This is a genomic window from Actinokineospora xionganensis, from assembly GCF_014323725.1.
Lineage (GTDB): Bacteria > Actinomycetota > Actinomycetes > Mycobacteriales > Pseudonocardiaceae > Actinokineospora > Actinokineospora xionganensis.
Genome location: NZ_JABVED010000003.1, coordinates 71,641 through 87,501, shown reverse-complemented (window position 1 = coordinate 87,501; position 15,861 = coordinate 71,641). Strand labels below are relative to the sequence as shown.

Below are 15,861 nucleotides of genomic sequence, written 5' to 3'. Positions count from 1 at the left end.
TGGGGAACGGCCCTTCGTCGTCGTGGAACCCGGCCGGGTCAGAGCACCGATCGGGGGAAGTCGGGCTTCGGGTTGAACTTCACGCCCTCGATGACCTTCTTGAACAGCCGCACCCGCAGCGGCCACGGCACGCCGCCGCCACGCAGGCCCTGGAACATTCGCAGGACGAACTTGGCGAACGCGACCGCGTTCTCGTGGTGCAGGCGGAACGAGGCCTCGTTGCGGGCGCCGTACTCGAACTTCCAGACGTTCGCCGGGGTGACGTCGCCGAAGTTCACGCCGCGGTTCACGCCCATGTCGTGCACGACGACACTGGTCAGGACCTGCACGCCAGGCGCGTCCTTGGTGATGCGCAGGGTGTACTCCTGGTCGTCGAACCAGATGAAGTACTCCTTGAGCGGCAGCCCGTGCCGGGTGAGCGTCCAGCGCGGGAACAGCACTGAGACGAACGAGCAGTGCGTGACCAGCACGCTCTGCTCGCCCTTGGAGATGAGCCTGCCCCAGTCCCAGGTGGTGCCCGGGTTGTTCATCTCGCAGATGCTGCCGTCGATGAACTTGACCAGCGAGCACGCGTACGGCAGCTGGGTGCCCAGCGTCGACTCCGCCTTCGCGTGGCCGTTGACCAGCTCTTCGAGGGCATCCGCGTTGGGGTAGCAGTCGTCGTCCATGATCCAGACGAAGTCGGCGCCCAACTCGTAGCCGCGGGCCATGCCGGTCGCGAAGCCGCCCGCGCCGCCGGTGTTGGAGTCCAGGCTGACCACCACGACCCGGTCGTCGCGCTTGGCGTAGTCGGCGAGGATGTCCGCCGTGCCGTCGGTGGAGGCGTTGTCGACCACGACGACCCACGACGGGCGCAGCGACTGGCCCAGGACGTGGTCGAGGACCTTGGTCAGCTTGTCCTTGCGGTTGTACGTGACGACAACGGCGGCGACAGTGCTCACTGCATCCATCCTTGGTAGAGGTCGCGGACCATCGACCGGGCATCCGGCAGCGCGGCGAAGGCCTCGGACTTCTCGCGCTGCTCGGCCAGCCAGGTCTCGCGCTGCTGGGGGTCGGTCATCATCGTCGCGATGCGGTCGGCCGCGGTGCGGATGAAGGGGTACGGGTGCCGGGGGCAGAGCAGGTCGTCGGCGATGAGCGAGGCCTGCGAGCCGACGTCGGCGGACACGACGGGCACGCCCGCCGCGGAGGCCTCGAAGGAGGTCAGGGTCAGGCCCTCGTTGTCGGAGGAGATGACCAGCACGTCCGACTCGGCCAGGGTGCGCGACACCGGCTGGTCGGGCCCGCGGATCTCGAGCACGTCGGCCAGGCCCAGCCGGGACCGCAGGCCGTGCACCTCGCCGGAGAGCTCGCCGTCGCCGTGCATGATGAAGCGGATGTCGCCTGGCGCCGAGCCCTTGAGTTCGGCGGCCAGCTTGAGGAACAGGTACGGCCGCTTCTGCTGGGTGAACCGGCCGACGAACGCCACGGTGAACGGGCCGTCAGCGGCCGCGGCGGGCTCGGGGGCCTCGCCGCGCACCGTCAGGTTCGCCAGGGTGGCGAGGGCGACCTTGTCCTTGTCGACGTCCTGCTTGCCGATGAGGTAGTCGCGCAGCTGCGGCGAGATCACGTGGTGCTTGTCGATGACGTTCGACATCCGCACGGAGATGTCGACGAAGCCGCCGGTGCGGTATTCCAGGATGTGCAGCGAGTCGACGACCGGGATGTCCGGGCGGACCGCCTTGAGCCACGGCAGCCGCTCGTAGAGCCAGGTGCAGTGGTGGACGTGCACACCGCGCACGTCGAACGCGGACAGCACGCCGTTGAGGAAGGCCGATTCCTGGCCGGGGGGCAGCGGCATGGTCAGCGGGACCACGACGGCGCCGTCGAACTCGGGCCGGGTGATCCAGGGATGGCTCGACGGCCGGTCGGTGACCACGATGGGCACCAGACCCGCCTCTTTGGCCAGCTGGACCGTCTCGACCGCCCAGCGCTCCGCGCCGCCGAGTTCGAGCCAGTGGATGCCGAAGAGCACCGCGGGCACCTTGCCTGGGCCGACCGCGGACGCGCCGCGGTCGATGAGCACCGGCGAGGCCTTGGAGGGCTGCTCGCTGCGGTTGCGCCAGTGGATGACGTCGGTGCGGAACTGCCGCAGCGCGTCGAACTGGACCGGCGCGCTGAACCGGACCGCGCGCCGCACGGCGCCCAGGACGCCGGGGAGCTGGTTGTACGCCGTGGCGATCTGCTCCGCGCCGCCGACGTCGACCGTCAGGTCGATCATGGCCTCGGCCTCGCCAGAGGACCGGGTGGTGTGCACGACGCTGCGGAAGACCATCGAACCCACGACCTGGCGGTCGTCGGCCCACTCGATCTGGCTGGTCTCCTCGTCGGTCAGCGAGGGAAGGCTGCCGGACGGTCCTCTGAGCACGGTGAACCGGAAAGTCTGCCCCGGCATCGTCAGCGCGTAGTAGTTGGCCGCGCCGATGACCAGCGCGCGTTCCCGGTCGTCGAGGATGCCGGGCTGTTCGCCATCGAACACCCCGCTCTCGTCGACGAGTTCGAAGGTCGCGGGGGGCATCTGAATCTCAGGCTGGTCCGTCACGTCTCTCAGAGGGGGTCGTCCGGCGCTCCGCGGGACCGGAGCCAGGCGCGATCCAGGGTACCGCCCGGTTGCACCCGGTCGGCTGATGCCCACGTTGACCGCCGGCGCGCGCCGGTGTAAATGGCCGGTGCGGATAGAGTGCATGGCGAGTACCGGCCCTGGCCTCGCGGTCCTGGGCTGCCCGCGCGTCCGGCCGCGGTGACCCGAGTGTGGAAAGGCCCCATAGATGCTTACCAATGCCGGCCTGCTGTGTCTGGTGCTGACGACGCTGCTGGTCGTCCCGGGCCTGCTGGTCGGCGTCTCGGCGGGCCTGCGCGGCTGGGTGCTGCTGGGCACGGCGCCGGTGCTCACCTACGGCGTGGTCTCGCTCGGCGCGCCGCTGGCCCCCGCGCTGCTGGGCGGCTGGTCGGTCTGGGCGCTGCTCGCGGTCACCGCCGCGGTGTGTGTGGTCGTGTTCGGCGCCCGCCTCGCGGGCAGGCGCTGGTTCCCGATGTCTCCGGGGGACGGTCTGCCGCGGTGGAGCTTGATCCACCACGCGGGCGTGGTCGCCGCGCTGGTCATCGCCGCGGGTGTGGGCCTGCTCGTCACGTCCCGCTCGACCGCGGGCTTCACCGCCGTGCACCAGTTCTGGGACGCGATCTTCCACGCCAACTCGGTCCGGTTCATCGCCGAGACCGGCGAGTCGGCGCCCTCGGCGCTGCGCGCGATCAACGACCCGTCCAACCAGAACTTCTTCTACCCGAACAGCTTCCACGTCCTGGTCGCGACGGCGCTGCAGGTCACCGCGGGCACCGTCCCGCAGCTGCTCAACCTGCAGTCCGGGCTGCTCGCGTTCGTCTTCGCCCTGTCGATGATCGGTGTCCTGCGGGCCGCGAAGGCCCGCCCCGCCCTGATCGCGGCGACGGCCTTGCTGGCGGGCACGTTCACCAGCTTCCCGTACGCGCTGGAGTTCTTCGGCCCCGTCTGGCCGTTCGCCGTCGGGGTCGCGGTCATCCCCGGTTTCGTCGCACTGTTCGTCACGCTGCTCGACCGGCGCGACCCCGCACTCGTCCTGATCACCGCCCTGGCCGCGACCGGACTCGTCACCCTGCATCCCAGCGTCGCCTTGTCAGCGGCGGTGTTCTGCGGCGTCTACGTGCTGCAGCGCTGGATCACGGCCCGCCGGGTGCCGCTGCCGGAATTGGCCGCGGTCGGCATCATGGGTGTGCTCGCGGCGGCGAGGGCCCTGCCGGAGTTGCTCAAGGCCGCGAGCATGGCGACCGCCTCCGGGTTCGACTGGCCGACCTACGGCACTCCCGGCGCCGTGCTGGGCATGATCCTCTTTCAGAACTACGAGACCGCGCTTCCGCAGTGGTGGCTGGTCGTCGCGCTGATCGCGGGTGTCGTGGGGCTGCGCAGGCTGCGCGACCTCGGCTGGTGGCTCGTCGGCGGCCTGGTCTTCATCGTCCTGTTCGTCCTCGCGGCCTCCTATGAGGGCCCGACGGTCGCGTTGCTGACCGGTCCGTGGTGGAACGACCGCTGGCGCTTCGCCGCGCTGTGCACACTTCCCCTGCTCCTGGTCGCGGCCAACGGTTTCGTCGTCGCGCGGGACTTCCTCGTCCGGGTCACCGCGCGCTGGACCACGCGCGACGACGTGATCGTGCGCAGCCTCGCCTTCGCCGCCGTCGTCGTCGCGTTCGCCGGTGTGTCCAACACGTTCTATATCGATCGCAACGTCACTTTCATCCAACCCTCCTACGGTGCGCAGGCCGGGACGATGACACCGCCCAAGGCGGCGGCGATCGAGGAACTCGGCAACGTCGTGCCCGACAACGGCGTGGTCATGAACGACCCGACGGACGGCTCGGCGTGGATGTGGGCACTGGAGGACGTGCAGCCCGTCTTCGGCCATGTGTTCAGTGGGAGGCCCGACCTGAAGTCAGCGGGCGCCGACCGGGTCGAACTGTGGGAACGCTTCGACGAGCTCGACACCGACACCGAGATCCAGGCGATCGTCCGCAAGCTCGGCATCACCCATGTCTTCTTCACCGACGACCGCGTGTACGGCGCCAAGGGCGCCGCTCCCGGTCTCGACGACCTGGCCGAGGCCCGGTCACTGAAGCTGGTCTTCGCGAAGGGCTCGTCCCGGGTCTACGAGGTCGCCTTGGACCAGCCACGCCCCCAGCAGCGCCCGGGCGGCTGAACACCCCCGTGTGCGAGCCGCGCAACTCGCCACGCCGACCGTGTTCGGGATCGATTCGCCACTGTGGCACCATGACCGGCTGGCGGCCGTGCACACAGGCGAGCCGCGCATCCGCGAGGCCCGGTGGCCGAGCGGCGCGACGAGACCGCGTTCCCCTGCGTTCGAAGAGGAAGCATGGCCCCGCTCAAGCACGAGGAATACCTGGCGATCCGGCACTTCGCGGCCCTGGACGGGCTCCGGGCGATCGCGGCGGTGATGGTGGTGTTCTCCCACTTCGGGGGCACCAAGTGGCACGCGATGAGCGGCTGGCTCGGCGTGCACATGTTCTTCGTCATCTCGGGCTACCTGATCACCACGCTCGCACTGCGCGAGGAGGGCCGCAAGGGTCGGGTGTCACTGCGCAACTTCTACATCCGGCGCGCGTTCCGGATCATGCCCGTCTACTACGTGGTGCTCGGCGCGACGGTCCTGTTGCACTACCTGCGCGGTGAGTACACCTCGCACAACGTCGGCGAAGTGCTGCCCTATTACCTGACGTTCAACAACGAGTACATCGCCGCGGGCAACATCTTCGGTCACTCCTGGACGCTGGCGATCGAGCAGAAGTTCTACCTGGTCTGGCCGCTGCTCGCCTTCGCGCTCGGCGCGCTGACACTCGGCAAGCGCGTCACGGTCATCGCCACCGCGATGACCCTGCTGGCCGCCGCCCTGATCGTGCCGTTCTACACCTACGGTTCCGCGTCCTACATCGTCATCCTCATCGGCTGCCTGTTGGCCGTGGTGCTGCACTACCCGCGCGGCTTCGCGCTCCTGCGGTACCTGACCCTGCCGGTGTTCGGCATGGTCTTCGCGGTCGCGGTCGTCGTCGTGCAGCTGAACACCAAGAGTTTCCTGGGCGCGTTCGGCAACGAGGACGTCCTCGTCATGACCTACGGCTTGGCGGTCGCATTGATGCTGCCGGGTCTGTTCAACGGCGGGCCGCTGCTTCCGCTGCTGTCGAACCCGGTCATGCGGTTCATCGGTGAGCGGTCGTACTCGCTGTACCTGGTGCAGGCGCTCACCGGGACCATGATCGCGGCCACCTTCCCGGTCCTGCGGATCGAGCGGACCGCGACCGTGATCGCGGTTACGGTCGCCAGTCTGATCGTGGCCGACGTCCTCTACCGCTGGGTGGAGTTGCCGATGATCGGTGTCGGCCGGAATCTCATCACGACCCTCGACAGTCGCAAGGTCGCCAAGACCGACACGTCCGGGGACGCGAAGTCCGAGGATTCGAACGCCACGGACCCCGCGGACTCCGAATCCTCGACAACACTGGCTCCGGCGCGAGCCTGATTACCAGCGGCGGTTGGCCACCTGCACGCCGAGCCAGGCGAGGTGGCGGGCCGCGATGCCAATCGACCCGACGCCGATCCGCTTGCCCAGCTTCTGCTTGCTCTCGCGGATCAGGGCGGTCTGCGGGCCGAGCAGACCACCGCGGCTGTACTGCTCCGGGTGCACGCGGTACCCGAGCAGCTCCTGCGGCAGCACGTCGCCCGGAGCCTCGGCCAGGATCCGCAGCCACAGGTCATAGTCCTCAAGGCGAACGCACCGCGGGTCGAAGCCGCCGAGCTTCTCGGCGAGCACCTTGCGGGTCATGATCGTCGAGGTTGTCAGGCAGTTGAACACCAGCATCGTGCGGGCGACCTTGTCCTCGCCGGTGACCGAGTGCGCGACGCCGACCTGCTTGCCGCTCGGGTCGATCTTCGTCGACCACGCGCCGACCAGACCGAGATCAGGTCGCTGGTCGAGCAGAGCGGCCTGGGTGGCGAGCCGCTCGGGTGCGCACAGGTCGTCGGCGTCGAGGAAGGCGATGAGGTCGTGGCGAGCCGCGGCCATGCCGATGTTGCGCCCGACCGCCGGACCACTGCGCGGCCGCGGGGTCAGTTCCACGGTGATCCGGTCGCCGAGTTCGGCGGCCGCCGCGCGGTTCTGCTCGCAGTCGCCGTCAAGGACCAGCACGACTTCCCACGCGTCGTGGGTCTGCGCCGCCACCGACCGCAAGGTCTCGCCGAGGTACTCGGCCTTCGGCGCGCAGGGAATGACAACGGAGACCGGTGAGGTCAAGTTTGCCTCCTCGACAGACTCGGCGGGCCCCCGCCGCGGCGATCTCCACCGAACGCCCCCGTAGAGTAGGGGACCCGATCCCCCAGCAAGAAGGCGCCCGCAGCGTGACGAAGTCAGGGACACCGACACCTGGGTCGAACCCGAGGTCAGCGTTGCGCACCCTGATCGACCGGGTCGGCAGACAGTCCCTCGTCACCGCCGACCAACTTGTCTTCAGCGCCGTCGCACTCGCGTTGCAGGCCGCCGCGATCCCGGTGTCCACCGACGCCGAGTACGGGATCTTCACGCTTGTCATGATGGTGCAGACCGGGCAGTGGTACATCGGCCGGGCGATCGCCTCGGAGCCGATGCTGGTGTCGCGGGCCGCCGGGGACGAGCGGTCGCGCGGCGCGGCGGGAAGCGCGCTCGCGCTCGGCTTGGTGGTCGGGATCGGGTCGCTGATCGTGGGTCTGTTCCTCGACGGGACCGCGCAGGACCTCCTCTTCATCCAGGCCGCGGCGTCGCCGCTGCTCGGCGCGCTCGACCACGCGCGGTACGTCGGCTACGGCCGCGACCGCCCGCTGATCGCGCTGGGCGTCGACGGTGTGTGGCTGGGCCTGCTCGTCGGCGCGCTGGTCACGGTCGCTCTCGTCGACGAGCTGACCCCCACCCGGGTGTACCTGCTGTGGGCCGCGACCGGCGTGGTGATGTCCGCTGTCGCGATCCGGCTCACCGGCAGCCCGTTCGCCCTCGGGTCGGTGCGCCGGTGGCTGTCGGACCAGTGGCGCCTGATCCCCGGCTTCCTGGTCGACGCCGTCTACCTGGCCGCGGGCATATACGCGACGTTCGGCATGGCGATCTGGGCGACCGGGCTCGACGGCTACGGCCTGCTCCGCAAGGCGATGACCCCGATCACCGCGCTGACCGTGCTGTTCGTCGGCATCGGGACCGCCCTGCTCGCCCACCTGGCGGGCCGCAGCGCCAAGGACGTGGTCCGCGCGCCCGCTCTGGTCACGGCGCTGGCGGCGATCGTGTGCGCGGTGAGCGCGCTGATCGTGATCGTGCTGCCCTCGGACCTGATGGGCACCCTACTCAAGGCCGACTGGTCCACCCTGGAGCCGGTCGTGCTGTTCCTGCTGGTCTACGCGTTCCTGCTGGCTTCGGGCCAGACCGCGATGGTGGCCGCGAAGGCGAGCGGCCGGGCGTGGGTCGGCCCGCGGGTCCGCACCATCCAGCTTGTCTGCGAGCTCGCCTTGATCGCCGTGCTCGGCACCCAGTTCGGTGTCGTGGGCGCGGCCTGCGGGATGGCCCTGGCCTGGGGAGTGGGCGCCGGGATCGCCTGGGTCGGACTGACCCGGCACGCGCGCGCCGACCGGGCGGCGACGGGCTGACCGCCCCACCCCCGGACTGACCCGGGGCGTCGCGGGTGTGCAAGATAGTCGGCATGCACCTGGTCGACCTCCCGTCCTGCTACCCACCTCATCCGGGCGGCCTGGAGGCCTATGCGCACGAGCTGCACCGCCAGCTCCTCGCGGCGGACCCTGACCTGCGGATCACGGTGCTCACGTCCGACACCGCGGCCAAGCCGGGTGTCGAGCACCTCACCGACCGCTGGACGGTCGTGCGGTGGCCGTCGTGGATGCCGGTGTCGCCCTACCCGGTGCCGAAGCCCGGCTTCCACAAGCTGCTGCGGGAGTACTGCACACCGGATTCGGTGATGATGACCCACACACGGTTCTTCTACCACGCCGCACTGGCCTCGCGGTTCGCCGCGAGTCGGGGCATCCGCCGGGTGCACATCGAACACGGGTCGACGCCGGTGCAGAGCGGGAACGGGTTCGTGCGGCTGGTCGCCAACACCGTCGACGCGACGATCGCGAAAGTGGTGCTGGGCAAGGCCGCGCACGTCGTCGCCGTGTCCAACTCGGCCCGCGACTTCGTCCGCGACCTGTCGGGTCGCGAGCCCACGGTGGTCCACCGCGGCATGGAACTGCCGACCGACCTCAGGTCCGAGCCGACCGCCGACGACACGGTGTGCTTTGTCGGCAGGCTTATCAGCGGCAAGGGGGTCGCGGACCTGCTCGACGCGACCGCGTCCCTGCACTCCAACGGGACGAAGGCCCGCCTGCGGATCTGCGGGGACGGACCGGTCCGCTCGGCCCTCGAAGCGAGGGCGCAAGCGCTCGGCCTCGGCGAGCACGTCGAGTTCCTGGGCGCGGTCGACCATGCCACGGCGCTGAAGGAGATCGCGGCCGCCACGGTGTTCGTCAACCCGAGCTGGACCGAGGGCCTGCCCACCACCGTGCTCGAAGCCGCGGCGCTCGGCTCCGCGGTGGTCGCCACCGATGTCGGTGGCACGTCGGAGATCCTGGACGCCGACCGCACCGGCTGGCTGGTTCCCGCACAGCGGCCCGACGCGCTGGCGCGGGCGCTCGGCGAAGCACTGGGCGACCCGGAGCTCCGCCGCTCACGAGGTGACGCGCTGCGCGCGACGACCGCGGAGCGGTTCTCCTGGGACCACGCCGTGGAGGTCATCTCCGCGATGCTGCGCGGCGCCCCGGTTCCGAGCTGAGCTAGGACTTTCCGTCCGGGCCGGAAGTGGTCCGCTTGACGTGCTCGTCGACGTCCAGACGCAGGATCGCCAGGTCCTCGGCGAGCTTGCGGGTCTCGTCCTCGAGCCGGGAGACCTCCCACGACAGGTGCAGCGCGACCCCGACGAGGAAGACGATCGCGACGAAGAACAGCAGGTTGGACGCGATTTCCACGCCCGCGGCCCGACTGAGCACACCGAGCAGGCCCGGGAAGATCGTCACCACGAGCAGGGTCAGGCCGACGACCAGCCACAGCACCGCGTACTTCTCGCTGAGCTGACGCCTGCGCAGCAGCTCGAAGATGCCGAGCAGGATCAGCACGCTGCCGATGAGGGCGACGATGTAGGCGCTCACGACATCCTCTTCTCGGCGGCGGGCGGCGCGGCCAGCGGAACGGCCTGTTTGACCGAGGTGTCCCAGCGGCGCACCAGGGCCAGCAGCAGGGCGAACCCGGCGCGGAACAGGTAGACCGTCGCTTTCCAGGGGCTGTGGCTCGGGTTGCCCGCGCGGCGCGGCCGCATGTGCGCGGGCACCTGGGTCACCACGCATCCCGAGCGGAGCGCGATGACCAGCGATTCGATCGTGTCGCCGAGGTACTCGACGGGGTAGTGCTCGGCGAACAGCGGCAGCGCGCGGCGGCCGGTCGCCTTGAATCCCGAAGTGGTGTCGGTGAGCCGGGTCTTGGCCAGCAGCGAGAGCACCTTCGACAGCACGACCATCGCCCACTTGCGCGGGCCTTTGACCTGGTACGCGCCGCGCTCGGCGAACCGGGCGCCGATCACGATGTCGGCGTGCGCGAGGCCCGCGAGCAGGTCCGGGATCTCGCTGGGATCGTGCTGCCCGTCCGCGTCGACCTGCACCGCGACGTCGTAGTTGTGCCGCAGCGCGTAGCGGAAGCCCGCGCGCATCGCACCACCGACGCCGAGGTTGAAGGGCAGTTCGAGAACGAGCGCCCCGGCCTCCCGGGCGCACTCGACCGTGCGGTCGCTTGACCCGTCGTCGACCACGAGGACGTCGGCGGCGGGAACGGCGGCGTAGATCTCGCGCACCGTCTCGGCGACGGCGGCCTCTTCGTTCCAGGCCGGCACGACGATGAGTGCACGGCCGGAGAACTCGTTAGACACGGGATGGGATGCTAGTCGGCCGCTCGTCCGCCGCCCTGGTCGGGTGACTTCCCCCACCCACCGCGTAGGGTGTCGGCTGGGGCCGCCTGGGGGCGGTGACGAACAGTCCAAGTCCCGGGCAGACAGGTGTGCCGTGCCGGAATCGATGGTGGACGTCGACCGTGAGACGGTCGTGGCCGAGAAGACCCCTGAGCGCGAGTCGCGCTTTCGCGCGCTGTTCACAGGTCCCGCCGTGGTGGCGGTGTTCACCTGGCTGGCGGCGACGGCGCTGTTCCTGTTCGTGGAGGGTCGTTACAACAAGCTTGATCCGCTGACGCCCCGCGGCGCCTTCATCCCGCTGGCGATCGGCGCGGCACTGCTGACCGGGTGCGTGGTGGCCGCGGTCGTGCGCCGTTGCGGGGACCGCATGGTCGCGGTCGGGGCGGGCCTGTTCGCCGCCTGGGTGGCGCTCGCGCTGCGGTCGGCGCTCAACCTCACCCCGTTCGGCTTCGGCGGCCTCGGCGGTGACATGGGTCGGATGACCGCGGCGGTGAACCGGTACACGGTCACACCGTGGCCGTCCGACACGTTCATCGACGGCCTGCCCTCGGAGTACCCGCCGCTGTACCCGTGGCTGCTCGGCCGGATCGCGCTGCTCCTCGACGTGCCCGCCTGGCGGCTGCTCGGCGCCGCGGAGGTGCTACTCACCTCGGCCGCCGTGCTCGCGGCCTTCCTGCTGTGGCAACGGATCGTGCCCGCGGGCGCGGCGCTCGTCATCAGCGCTTCCGGGCTGCTCGTGTTCGGTGATCCGCGCAAGGCGTTCGCGATCATCACCCTGCTGGTCTTCCTGCCGTGGCTGCTCGTGACGTTCACCGAGACCGGCAAGGGCAGGCTGCACTGGTTGCCCGCCGGGCTGATCGGCGGGCTGATCATGGTGACCTACAACGGCTGGTTCCCGTTCGGCGTGGTCGGGGTGTTCGCCATCCTGGTGACCGCGTGGCGGCGCAGCGCGAACCGCGGCGCCTACGTCCGGCACGTGCTCGCCGTCGGCCTGGTCACCACGCTGATGGCGCTGCCCTACATGGTCCCGTACCTCAGCGCGGTGCTGACGAAGGGCGGGCAGGGTCTTGGCGACCTGTACCAGTCCTTCGAGATCACCGAGAACGGCTTCCCGTTCCTCGACCCGTCCCTGCTGGGCGCGCTGCAACTGGTCGGGCTGATCGGGCTGGTCTGGTACCGGGCCAAGCCGTGGGCGTGGCCGATGCTCTGGCTGGTGCTCGGGTCCTATGTGTTCTGGCTGGTCATGGGTGTGCGTTATCTGCTGACCGACCACACCACCCTGATCCACTACGTGCCTCGGCTGACGGGCGTGACCCTCGCCGCCGCCGGTGTCCTGACGCTGACCTCGCTCGTCCCCGTGCTGATCCGCCGAGTCGGCGCCGTGCCGCCCAGCGGGACGGGCGTGGCGGTGATGATCGTCGCGCTCCTCTGGATCGGCACGACGTACTGGTCGACCTGGCGTCCGGTCACCGCGATCGGCCCGACCGAGGCTGACCGCAACTTCGGCGTTTTCTCAACCCTGGCGCACCTGGAGCGGATGCCCGACTGTTCCCCCGTGCGGCCCATGCCCAAGGGCGTGCGCCTGGAACACCTCCGGGCGGGTTGCATCCCCGCGGTGCGGATCAAGGAGGAGGTGGAGTCGGTCCTCGGCAAGGGCGCGCGACCCACGACCCTCTCCGCGGACGAGCGGCTCTTCGCCTACCTGCCGTGGAACGCGTACATGGGCACCGACCGCACGTCCAGCAGTTCACTGTCGCGTTGGGACGATCGTTACGCCGAAGTCAAGCGGCTCATGACGATCACCGACCCGGATGAGCTCGCGCGGGCGAGCGCGGCCACCGAGTTCGGGCCGATCGATGTCTTCATGCTGTACCGGGGGCCGGACTATTTGCAGGTGGTCGACGGCGGGTTCGTGCCCGAGCGATTCGACTCCCGACACTGGATCATCGAGGACGTCAGCGAGCACTTCGTCGTCATCATCCGCAGGCCCTAGGTCCCGTCCGCGAGGACGGAACCTAGACGAACCGGCGGACGAGCTTCCAGTAGGCGGTGGTGGCCGCGTTCAGCGGTCGCAGGATCACGGCAGGCACCTGGATCAGCGGGGTGTCCAGGCGCGGTGTGAGCACCCGCATCCATTCCCGGTCCGGCACGGTCTGCATCCCGCGGACAAGCGCGCGACGCTCGCGGAGCACGGTCCGGTTGCGCCAGAGCCACACCCAGCCGCGGACCTTGTCGCGGGCCCAGCCCTCCTTGACCGCCAGGGCGAGCATGGCCAGTTCCAGGGCGAGCAGGGCCGGGGCGAGCAGCAGGAGCGCGCGAGCGCTCCACAGCGTGGTCACGAAGATCAGGCGGTTGCGTTCCACCAGGTAGAACTTCTCGGTGTTGCGGGAGAACTCGTACCGGTGCACGACGACCGCGTCGGGGACGTTGACGACCTTGAGCCCGAGCCGCCACGTGCGGATCGAGAGATCGGCGTCCTCGTGGTAGGCGAAGTACTGCTCGAAGAATCCGCCCAGGCGGTCCCAGTGTTCGCGGCTGGTGACGAGACCGGCCCCCATCGCGCCCGCCACTTCGGTCGGGGCGGTCCGGGTCTCCGGCTCGCCGAGCCCGCCGACCCAGCTGATGCCGAGCACGTGGACCAGGTTGCCGCTGGAGTTGAGCAACGCCGGGTTCTCCGCGAGCCGCACACCGGCGGCCGCGATGCCGACCTCCGGCCGCGCGAGTTCCTCGACGAGCCGCGCGATGGTGTTCGGCTCGACGATCGCGTCGCCATTGATCAGCGCGACGTAGTCCCCGTCGGCGACGGCCACGCCCGCGTTGTTCCCGCCCGAGTAGCCGAGATTGCGTCCCGGTCGCACGACGGTGACGCCGGGCAGCTGGGCCAGCACCTCGACATCGTCGTCAGTGCACCCGTTGTCGACGAGAACCACATCCAGGTCGACCTTCTCCGACCCGAGCAGGGCGGTCACGCTGCGGCGCAGCCACGGCTCGGACTTCCAGGCCAGCACGATCGCGCTCACCCGGGGCAGTCGACTGTCGGTCACGTGGTCAGTCCTCGCCGATCTTGGTCAGGCTCAGGGTGAAACTCACGGTGATCAGCTGGAAGCCCGCCACCATCAGCACCATGCCCAGGATGGGCACGCGCATGGTCCGCACGACATCGAGTTCACCGAATCCCGCGGCGCCCCAGATGCTCAGGGCAACGATGAAACAGGTGATACCGCCCGCGAGGAGCAACAGGCCGAGCCACAGGCCTCGCTCAAGCGACGCCTTGGCTATTCGCAGGATCATCCGGCCCGTTGGCGGTGGCAGCAGCCCCAAGTGCGCCGCGTACGAGCGGGCCACGACCGCCAGGCTCAAGCCTTGGAGACCGAGCACGAACATGGTGGCGAACGCGAGCATCGTGTGCAGCCCGAAGCCGAGGCCCGCGAGCCGCTGCGGACCGAACGACAGCCACAGCATGCCGATCAGGCCGATGCCCTGCAGCGCGATCGACGGGTAGTACAGCAGCCACCGCGGGCTGAACGCGAGCAGGAAGCGCAGGTGGCGCCAGCCGTCGCGCCACGTCCGAAGGTGCGGCGCCCGGGTGCGGCCGTCGGGCCGCAGCGTGGTCGGCACCTCGCGGATCTTGAAGTGGTTCAGCGAGGCGCGCACGACCATCTCGCTGGCGAACTCCATGCCCGAGGTGCGCAGGCCGAGCTCCAGGATTCGGTCGCGGCGGAACGCGCGGATGCCGCAGTGGAAGTCGCCCACCGGGATCCGGAAGAACAGCCTGCCCAGCCGGGAGAGCACCGGGTTGCCCAGGTAGCGGTGCAGGAACGGCATCGCACCCTCGGCGATCCCGCCCTGGAACCGGTTGCCCATCACCAGGTCGGCGCCTTCGCGCAGCTTCTCGAGGAAGCCACCGATGTCGTCGAGCGCGTAGCTGTCGTCGGCGTCGGCCATCAGGATGTACTCGCCACCAGCGGCCTCGATGCCCGCGGCGAGCGCGGCGCCGTAGCCCCGCCGTGGCACGTCGACGACCCGGGCGCCGTTGGCCCGCGCGATGTCCTGCGAACCGTCGGTGGAGCCGTTGTCGGCGACGATGACCTCGCCCGCCACGCCGAGACCGCGCAGCGACTCCTGCGCCTTGCGGACGCAGATCTCAAGGGTTTCGGCCTCGTTGAGGCAGGGCAGCACGATCGACAACTCCAGGACGGGGGTGCCCGCCTGGGTCTCGGTCGCCGGTTTCGACATGGTCATGTTGGAAGCGCTCCTAGTGGTCCCCCGCGGAAGAAGTCGACGGTACGGCGCACGCCTTCGGCGATGTCGACTTCCGGTTTCCAGCCCAGTTCACGTTCGGCGGCGCTCGCGTCCAGCGCCGATGCCCGCAGGTCGCCCAGTCGGGCCGGGGCGAACTCCGGCTCGTCCGGCGCGCCCGCGGCCTTCGCGACCAGCGTGTGCAGCTCGCGGTCGGAGACCTGGACGCCGGTGCCGATGTTGTAGCGGCGCGCGGTTCCCACCTCGCCGGACGCGGCGACGAAGGCGGAGACGACGTCCTCGACGTAGACGTAGTCGCGGGTGTTTCCGCCATCCCCGAACACCTTGGTCGGTTTTCCGTTCAGCAGCGCCCCGGCGAAGATCGCCACGACACCCGCCTCACCGTGTGGATCTTGCCGTGGTCCGTAGACATTCGCCAGTGCGAGGTGCGTGCACTGCATGCCGTAGAGCTGGTGGTAGGTGTCGAGGTAGACCTCGCCACTGACCTTGCTCGCCGCGTACGGCGACTTCGGGTTGATCGGCTGCGACTCGGCGACCGGCAGTTCGTCGGGGGTGCCGTAGATCGAGCCACCGGAGGACGCGAACAGCACCTTGCGCACCCCGGCCTTGCGCGCGGCCTCGGCGACGTTGACCGTCCCGAGCACGTTCTGCGCGACGTCGAGCAGCGGGTCGGCGACGCTGACCCGGACATCGACCTGGGCGGCCAGGTGGAACACCACCTCAGGGCGCGCCTCGGCGACGACCGTGTGCAGCTCCGGCGAGGTGATGTCGAGTTCGCGCAGTTCACAGCGTCCGGTGGCGAGCGCGTCGACGAGGTTGCGGGAGCTGCCCCGGCTCAGGTCGTCGACGACGGTCACCTCATGCCCGTCGCGCAGGAGGCGGTCGACCAGGGTCGACCCGATGAACCCGGCCCCGCCGGTGACAAGCGCGCGCATGGCCCAACTATGCCTCATGGGTCACAGGGTCCCTGGACTACCACCCGGCCCGCGCTCCAGCCCC

At 69.8% G+C, this 15,861-nt stretch carries 13 protein-coding genes; 5 read left to right on the top strand and 8 right to left on the bottom strand.

The features are described 5' to 3' along the window. Window positions 1-38: 38 nt before the first annotated feature. Both GPZ80_RS06630 and GPZ80_RS06625 read right to left on the bottom strand, forming a co-directional pair. A complete protein-coding gene (locus GPZ80_RS06630) occupies window positions 39-950 on the bottom strand; it encodes a glycosyltransferase (RefSeq protein ID WP_222718977.1) in 912 nt (303 codons plus the stop codon). Further along, the gene (locus tag GPZ80_RS06625; protein WP_246476846.1) at window positions 938-2,557 is read right to left on the bottom strand and encodes a glycosyltransferase; all 1,620 of its coding nucleotides are present in this window, start codon (window positions 2,555-2,557) and stop codon (window positions 938-940) included. The genes GPZ80_RS06630 and GPZ80_RS06625 overlap by 13 nt, the downstream gene beginning before the upstream one ends. A 250-nt stretch (window positions 2,558-2,807) precedes the next feature. Here GPZ80_RS06625 and GPZ80_RS06620 point away from each other — a divergent pair, with 250 nt between their 5' ends. Next, on the top strand, window positions 2,808-4,763 hold the full coding sequence (locus GPZ80_RS06620; protein WP_187219161.1) for a DUF6541 family protein: 1,956 nt from the start codon (window positions 2,808-2,810) through the stop codon (window positions 4,761-4,763). A gap of 174 nt (window positions 4,764-4,937) precedes the next feature. Beyond that, complete coding sequence (locus GPZ80_RS06615) at window positions 4,938-6,098, top strand: acyltransferase family protein (RefSeq protein ID WP_187219159.1); 1,161 nt, start codon at window positions 4,938-4,940, stop codon at window positions 6,096-6,098. Here the strand turns inward: GPZ80_RS06615 and GPZ80_RS06610 are convergent, their stop codons facing one another. Next, window positions 6,099-6,869 carry a glycosyltransferase family 2 protein gene (locus tag GPZ80_RS06610; RefSeq protein ID WP_187219157.1) on the bottom strand — a complete coding sequence of 257 codons (771 nt, stop codon included), beginning with the start codon at window positions 6,867-6,869 and terminating at the stop codon, window positions 6,099-6,101. Window positions 6,870-7,021: 152 nt separating this feature from the next. On the opposite strand from GPZ80_RS06610, the gene GPZ80_RS06605 reads away from it, so the two are divergent. Further along, on the top strand, window positions 7,022-8,239 hold the full coding sequence (locus GPZ80_RS06605; protein ID WP_187219155.1) for an MATE family efflux transporter: 1,218 nt from the start codon (window positions 7,022-7,024) through the stop codon (window positions 8,237-8,239). Window positions 8,240-8,292: 53 nt separating this feature from the next. After that, on the top strand, window positions 8,293-9,420 hold the full coding sequence (locus tag GPZ80_RS06600) for a glycosyltransferase family 4 protein (RefSeq protein WP_187219154.1): 1,128 nt from the start codon (window positions 8,293-8,295) through the stop codon (window positions 9,418-9,420). Between the two features lies 1 nt (window position 9,421). Here the strand turns inward: GPZ80_RS06600 and GPZ80_RS06595 are convergent, their stop codons facing one another. Both GPZ80_RS06595 and GPZ80_RS06590 read right to left on the bottom strand, forming a co-directional pair. Next, a complete protein-coding gene (locus tag GPZ80_RS06595) occupies window positions 9,422-9,793 on the bottom strand; it encodes a DUF2304 domain-containing protein (protein ID WP_222718976.1) in 372 nt (123 codons plus the stop codon). Then, window positions 9,790-10,563: a glycosyltransferase family 2 protein gene (locus GPZ80_RS06590; protein WP_312880164.1), complete on the bottom strand. Its 774-nt coding sequence runs from the start codon at window positions 10,561-10,563 to the stop codon at window positions 9,790-9,792. The genes GPZ80_RS06595 and GPZ80_RS06590 overlap by 4 nt, the downstream gene beginning before the upstream one ends. Window positions 10,564-10,696: 133 nt before the next feature. On the opposite strand from GPZ80_RS06590, the gene GPZ80_RS06585 reads away from it, so the two are divergent. Further along, window positions 10,697-12,595: an arabinofuranosyltransferase gene (locus tag GPZ80_RS06585; RefSeq protein ID WP_187219152.1), complete on the top strand. Its 1,899-nt coding sequence runs from the start codon at window positions 10,697-10,699 to the stop codon at window positions 12,593-12,595. 22 nt (window positions 12,596-12,617) lie between these two features. On the opposite strand, the gene GPZ80_RS06580 is transcribed toward GPZ80_RS06585, so the two are convergent. From GPZ80_RS06580 to GPZ80_RS06570, 3 genes are read right to left on the bottom strand one after another with little or no spacing between them, the layout of a single operon-like run. Continuing rightward, a complete protein-coding gene (locus tag GPZ80_RS06580; protein WP_187219150.1) occupies window positions 12,618-13,646 on the bottom strand; it encodes a glycosyltransferase family 2 protein in 1,029 nt (342 codons plus the stop codon). A gap of 4 nt (window positions 13,647-13,650) precedes the next feature. Beyond that, entirely contained in the window at window positions 13,651-14,844 is a 1,194-nt protein-coding gene (locus tag GPZ80_RS06575) for a glycosyltransferase family 2 protein (protein WP_187219148.1), read from the bottom strand. Beyond that, the gene (locus GPZ80_RS06570) at window positions 14,841-15,797 is read right to left on the bottom strand and encodes an NAD-dependent epimerase/dehydratase family protein (RefSeq protein ID WP_187219146.1); all 957 of its coding nucleotides are present in this window, start codon (window positions 15,795-15,797) and stop codon (window positions 14,841-14,843) included. The genes GPZ80_RS06575 and GPZ80_RS06570 overlap by 4 nt, the downstream gene beginning before the upstream one ends. Window positions 15,798-15,861 lie beyond the last annotated feature (64 nt).